The organism is Kitasatospora sp. NPDC004799 (genome assembly GCF_040609095.1).
Taxonomy (GTDB): Bacteria; Actinomycetota; Actinomycetes; order Streptomycetales; family Streptomycetaceae; genus Kitasatospora.
The window spans coordinates 1-5,817 of the sequence record NZ_JBEXJK010000490.1 but is presented as its reverse complement, the minus strand read 5'-3'; the positions used below and the strand labels follow the sequence as shown (position 1 = coordinate 5,817).

4 protein-coding genes and 2 pseudogenes are annotated in these 5,817 nt (G+C 71.8%); all 6 read right to left on the bottom strand.

Annotated elements, in window-relative coordinates; translation table 11 throughout:
* Positions 1–253 (bottom strand): annotated as a pseudogene (locus tag ABZW03_RS36215) (hypothetical protein); the annotation flags it as partial.
* Between the two features lie 260 nt (positions 254–513).
* A complete protein-coding gene (locus ABZW03_RS36210; RefSeq protein WP_355268311.1) occupies positions 514–1,338 on the bottom strand; it encodes a mycofactocin-coupled SDR family oxidoreductase in 825 nt (274 codons plus the stop codon).
* Positions 1,329–2,075 carry an alpha/beta fold hydrolase gene (locus ABZW03_RS36205; RefSeq protein WP_355268308.1) on the bottom strand — a complete coding sequence of 249 codons (747 nt, stop codon included), beginning with the start codon at positions 2,073–2,075 and terminating at the stop codon, positions 1,329–1,331. Before ABZW03_RS36205 ends, ABZW03_RS36210 begins: the two co-directional genes overlap by 10 nt.
* 157 nt (positions 2,076–2,232) lie before the next feature.
* Complete coding sequence (locus tag ABZW03_RS36200; RefSeq protein WP_355268305.1) at positions 2,233–2,946, bottom strand: response regulator transcription factor; 714 nt, start codon at positions 2,944–2,946, stop codon at positions 2,233–2,235.
* Positions 2,947–3,760: 814 nt separating this feature from the next.
* Positions 3,761–5,431 carry a S1 family peptidase gene (locus ABZW03_RS36195; protein WP_355268302.1) on the bottom strand — a complete coding sequence of 557 codons (1,671 nt, stop codon included), beginning with the start codon at positions 5,429–5,431 and terminating at the stop codon, positions 3,761–3,763.
* Between the two features lie 44 nt (positions 5,432–5,475).
* A pseudogene (locus tag ABZW03_RS36190) lies at positions 5,476–5,817 on the bottom strand (hypothetical protein); the annotation flags it as partial.

The following is a 5,817-nucleotide window of genomic DNA, read 5'->3' as shown; positions in this document are numbered from 1 at the left end:
CCGGTGGTTGACCGGGCCCTGGCAGGCTGGCGGTGGTCGGCGGCCCCGCAGCCGCCGGCCGCCCCGCCCCCTCTCGGTCCGGAGGTCCTCGTGCGCCCGGTGCGGCGAGGGCGGGCAGCGGGTGGTCGCCGAGGGGCTCGCCGTCCAGGAGGAGCGCCGCCAGCCGCACGAGCACGCCGTAGGGCACCGAACGCCGCGCCACCAGGACGGCGTCGACGACCCCGTCGGCGTACTCCACGAGCACGGCGCGCAACGGAGGTCCGCAGGGGTGCAACGGCCGCTCGGCCTCCCGGCGGACGCGCGCGTGCCCGGGGCCGCTCGAGGAATCCACCGTGAGCGGCAGGCTCCACAGCCTCGACCCCGCCAACTCCGGCCGTTCCCTGCTCTCTTGTTCGAGTGACCTCCGGCTCTGTGCCGGGTCCACCGGGTGCCGGGCGCGTACCACCAGGCTGTGGCAGGCAGGAGTGCGTACGGTCATCAGATTCCCTCTCCGAAGGGGGTGGGCGGGCACGGTCACCGGGCGCTGAAGCCGCCGTCGACCGTGAGCACGCTGCCGGTCACCTGGCGCGAGTCGTCTCCCGCCAGCCAGAGGGCCGCACCGGCGATGTCCGGGGGCTCGATGAGGGTGTTCATCGGCTGGGACTGGACGAACACCTCCTCGTGTTCGTCGACGCGGACGTCGAGCGACCGCGCGATCTCGGAGAGCATCCGGCCCTCGACCAGCGGGTCGTCCCGGACGGAGCCGGGGCAGAGCGCGTTCACCCGGACGCGGTACGGCGCGTAGTCCAGCGCCGCGGCCTTGGTCAGGCCGATCAGGCCGTGCTTGGCGGCGACGTAGCCGGCGAAGTGCCGGTAGCCCACGAGGCCGGCCGTCGAGGAGATGTTGACGATGCTTCCGGAGCGCTGCTCGATCATCGCCGGAACCACGGCCTTGGTCATGCGCCAGGCCCCGGACAGGTCGACGTCCAGCATGAGCGACCACTCGTCCTCGGAGATCTCGTGGACCGGGCGGCCGGAGGGCGCGGCGATCCCGGCGCCGTTGACCAGGACGTCCAGCCGTCCGAACCGGTCCAGGCATTCCGCCACGACCGACGTGACCCGGTGGAGGTCGCGCACGTCGCAAGGGACCGGGAGCACCGTGACACCGTGCCGCGCGCAGAGGTCGGCCGTGTGCTCGAGCTGGGCGGCCGACCCCATGGGGTACCCCACGCCGGGGAGGTCGTCGGCGATGTCGACCAGCAGCAGGTCGGCGCCCTCCGCCGCGAAGCGGAGGGCGCAGGCGCGGCCGAGCCCGCGCGCCGCCCCGGTGATCAGGGCTGTCCTGCCCTTCAGCTGCACGGCGCCGCTCCTCGGTCGGAGCCGGCCGGGGCGGTGTCGCCGTCGGTGAGTACGCTCGCGACCGTGGTCAGCAGCACCTCCGGGGAGTCGACGAGGTACATGTGGCTGCCGGGCAGTTCCCGGTAGGTGAAGGACGCCTCGGTGGTGGTCCGCCACTCCTCGGCCTGGGCCCGGGAGACGAGCAGGTCGTCGGCGCCGCGCAGCGAGGTGACCGGGAGGGGCAGCGGGGAGTCGGAGGCGGGGACGTAGTTCTCGTGCATCGCCACGTCGGCGCGCAGCAGGGGCAGGAGCAGCTCCCGCAGGTCGGGGTCGTCGAAAGCCGCGTGCCGGTAGCCGGCGAACTCGCCGACGCGGGCCAGGAACTCCTCGTCGTCCAGCCCGGTCGCCCGGTGCGTACGGCCGCTGCCGGGGCCGGGGGACCCGCTCACGAAGAGGTGGCGCAGTCCGGAGCGGCCGCCCAGTTCGCGGGCCAGCTCGTACGCGAGGACGGCGCCCAGGCTGTGGCCGAAGAGCGCGAACGGCGCCTCGCCGCCCACGAGTTCCAGGACCTGCGGGGCGAGGGCGGAGGCGGCCGTTGCCGCGTCGGTGAACGGCTCCTCCAGGAACAGCTCCTCGCGGCCGGGAAGTTGGAGGGGTATGACGCGCAGGCCGGGCGGTACGGCGTTCCAGGCGCGGTAGAACCCGGCTCCGCTGCCCGCGAAGGGAAGGCAGACGAGGGGCAACTCGTTCGGGGACATGACTCGTTCACTCCTTGTGATCCGGTGGCGGGAATGCTGATCTCGGGCACGGCAGGTCGAAGCCCCGGCACGTCGAAGCCCCGGCTCGGCGGGTCGGCCGTCGGCCACCCACTCCAACCGGAGCTTCTTCACTCGTGTCAGGCGCGCTCGGCAGGTGTCACGCCGCGCCCGATGCGTACTCGTGCTTCACCAGGCGGACTTCCGGTGTCGCCCTTCCGAGGCCGGCGTCACGGGCCAGCACGGCCGCGGAGTCCCGGTCGTGCACCGCCAGTTTCGCGAAGATCCGCGAGGCGTAGTTGCGCACGGTCTTTTCCGCGAGAAAGATCCGACGGGCGATCTGGTGGTTGCTCAGTCCGCCGGCGATCAGTTCCAGTATCTCGAGTTCTCTGCTGGTCAGGTCGGACAGCCTGATCGTCTCCGGCAGGATCTGCGCGGTGGAGAAGTGCAGGCTGAGCCGGGCGGCTATGGTCCGGCTGAAGACGGCGCCTCCCTCGGCCACCATCGTGATGGAGTGGAGGAGTTCCTCGGACGACCTGATGTGCGAGAGGTACCCGCTGACCCCGACGCGCAGGGCGGTGAAGACCGCGTCGTCGTCGTCGTTCTGCGACACCACCAGGATTTTGGGTCTGGTCTTCCGGTGGCGGTAGGTCGAGACGATCTGCTGGGCGTTCTCGTAGATGTACTTCTTCGAGGACGGCTCACCCAGGATGATGACGTGCGGCTGTATTTCGATGTTCTCGAGACGTCGCATGCCGTCGAGGCTGCTCACTGCCCGGCCGACGAGTGTGAATTTGTCATCCTGTTCGATGATTGTCTCCAGCCCGGCCAGTGCAACCGGATTGTCGCTGATGATGAACAGGTTGATCCCCATGTGCATGCCCCCGTTGGCACATTGTACGGCTCGTATTTCTGTGGTGCGTCATTCATTTGCAGGAAAAGGCCGGTTCGGTGCTCAGGCGATTATGGGTAGGCGAAAGATCGAAACGCAAGGTCCACCCCTAAGTGGAAGAAGATCATTCCGCTTGGCGGGTGACTATTCGGTCATGGGTGCGGGTTCGTCGGAGGGGTGCGGTGCGGGGGTGCCCGCGGTCCCGCGAAGTCGCAGGTGAGCCCGTGGATCCTGCGGCCACCGGCCTGGCGCGGCCCCGTCGCCGGACCCGCTCCCGCCGTTCCGGCCCGGGCGGTCGCGGCGGGCCGTGGCCGAAACGAGGAGGTGGCGGCCGGGCTCCGAGGGATGGATGTTTATCCGGTGACAGGGGGGGGTAATGTCGGGCGTCATATTCCGCGAACCACGGGCTATCGGGTGAGGCCCGTTCCCGTTCCCGTTCCGAGGGCCACGGCGCCGCGGCCGACGACGAGCCGGGCGAGGTGGCCGGCGAACCGCCCGGCAGGTCGAGGTCGCGCCGCAGAGCGGCGACGGCGGGCAGGTTGCCCCGGGCGCGAGGTAGCGCTGAGTGGAGATGGCATGTACGCTGCGTGGCGTCGGTTGATCGGGATGCGGGCTCGGCGGCGGTTCTGTGGGGGAGCCCTGTGCCGGGCCCGGTGACCGGCTGAGGCCCGGTTGAACTCGTGGGGGAGTTTCAGCCGGGCCTGCCGACGTCCGCCGACGGCGTCCGGAGCGTCCGGAGCGTCCTGATGCGGGACGGTGGCCCGTTCCCGCCCCAGGACGCTCGACGGCCTACCGGTCAGAGGGAGCTGGTGATCACGGTCCCGGTGTGGTTGCCGGGGATCGCGGTGAGGTTGAGGCTCTCGGGGGTGGCCCAGGTGCCGTCGGCGTGCCGGGCGGTCAGGAGGACCTTGTTGTCGTTGGTGGTGACGGCGAACTGGGTGTCGGTGTCGACGGGGGCGGAGCTGATGCCGGTGCCGGTGATGTTGCCGACGACGTCGACGAGGGACGTCATGGGCGACCAACTCCCGTTGGCGTAGCGCAGGGTGTGGTACTGGCCGTCGCTCGCGACGACCGCGAGGTTGAGGTCGTTGTTCTGGCGGGCGATGGTGACGGCGGCCACGGGCCCGGTGGCGCCGGCGGCCTCGCCGACCGATCCCCAGAGGGACCAGTTCCCGTCGGCGGCGCGCCGCGTGTGGTAGACCTTCCCGCCCGACACGGCGGCGATGTGCAGCTCGCCGCCGGCGGCTCCGGCGGCGGCGATCGAGGTGATGCCGTTGAGCGGGCCGGTGACGTCGGTGACGACGTTGAAGTTGCTCCAGTGGCCGTCCGCGTAGCGGACGCTGTGGAACAGGATGCCGTCCGCGACGACCACGACGTGCAGTTCGGCGCCGACCGGGGCGATGGCGACCTGGGTGATGTTGCCGAGGTCGGAGACGGTGGCGTTGATGTCGATGAACTTCTGGGCCCAGCCGCCGTTGAGGCCGCGGATGGCGTGGTGCAGGTGCCCGTCACCACCCAGGGCTATGACGTGGGTCTCGGCGTTGACACCGGCCGAGGAGACGGCGCGGACGCCGCCGATGTTCCCGGCCGTGGCCTGGACGTCCTCGTACGGGGTCCAGCTGCCGTCGTAGAGGCGGGTGGCGAAGTAGAGGTTGGCGTCGCTGCGGACCAGGGCCTGGGTCTTCCAGCCGAGGGCGGTCGCCCGGGTCTGCTGCACCCAGCCGGCGATGTTGTCGACGCGGGAGTTGTGGGCGCCGGTGCGGGTCTCGGTGGCGGGGACGCCCAGGCAGCCGCCCTGCCAGGAGCGGGAGGCGACGGCGACCAGCTCGGCCTTGCCGTTGACCTCGCGGACCACGGGGGCGCCGGTGTCGCCCTTGCAGATCGCCGCGCCGCCGGTGCCGGTGGTGCCGAGGCCGGTGGCGCTCACCGTGTCCAGCGAGAAGGCGCCGGTGTGGAGCTTGAGCGGCACCCACTCGTTCTTGGTCTGCCCGTACCCGGGCACGCGCAGGGTCTGCCCGGCGGTGGGCGCGGCGGTGGCGACCGGCAGCGGGGCGATGCCGTCGACGGGCGTGGCGAGGCGGGCCATGACGAGGTCGCGGTCGGCGCGCGGCACCAGCTCGGCCACCTCGGCGGTCCGGCCGCCGGTGGTGGTCAGGTCGGTGCGGCCGACGGTGACCGTGGTCCTCCACTTCGGCGCCCCGGCCGCCAGGGCCTGCGGCTGCGCCGGGTCGTCGGCGAAGCAGGAGGCGGCGGTGAGCACCCAGCTGCGGTCGACCAGCGCGCCGGTGCAGGCGCGCAGGTTGTCGCCGATCACCAGGCGCGCGGTGAAGGCGTAGGAACCGTCGGCGGCGGTGTCACCGGAGACGGCCCCGGCCGGGGGCGTGGCGAGGGTGGTCAGCGCGCCGGCGGCGAGGACGGCGGTCAGGGCGCCGGCCCGTCGGGTGCGGGGCGAGGAGGTGCGAGGCATGAGTGGGCTCCCTAACGTGAGAGGTGGATGCGGGGTGGTGGCGGTCAGCCGGTGACGGTCAGCTCGACGAGGGCGGCCGGGCTGCCGCCGGTGCCCACGCCGACTCCCTTGAAGCCGTTCGTGGGGACGTCGACGGTCTGCGAGGCGGTGCCGACGGTGAGGCCGGCGCGGACCGAGCGGCCGCCGCTGGTCTGGACGAAGAAGACGTCGGGCAGCTGGAGGGAGAGGCTTCCCGTGGTGCCGGTGACGGTGAAGCAGATCTGGTTGTCCGGGTTGCCCGGGGCCAGGGTCCCGATCTGGATCTGGGACTTCGCGCAGTCGGCGGCGAGCAGGATGTGGCCGTCGCCGCGCAGCAGCTTGACCTTGGTGATGGCGGCCGCGCCGGG

What these genes read in the sequence shown, in the direction of transcription:
- ABZW03_RS36195 (WP_355268302.1), bottom strand. Translation starts at nt 5,431, where the DNA reads ATGCCTCGCACCTCCTCGCCCCGCACCCGACGGGCCGGCGCCCTGACC.
- ABZW03_RS36205 (WP_355268308.1), bottom strand. Translation starts at nt 2,075, where the DNA reads ATGTCCCCGAACGAGTTGCCCCTCGTCTGCCTTCCCTTCGCGGGCAGC.
- ABZW03_RS36200 (WP_355268305.1), bottom strand. Translation starts at nt 2,946, where the DNA reads ATGGGGATCAACCTGTTCATCATCAGCGACAATCCGGTTGCACTGGCC.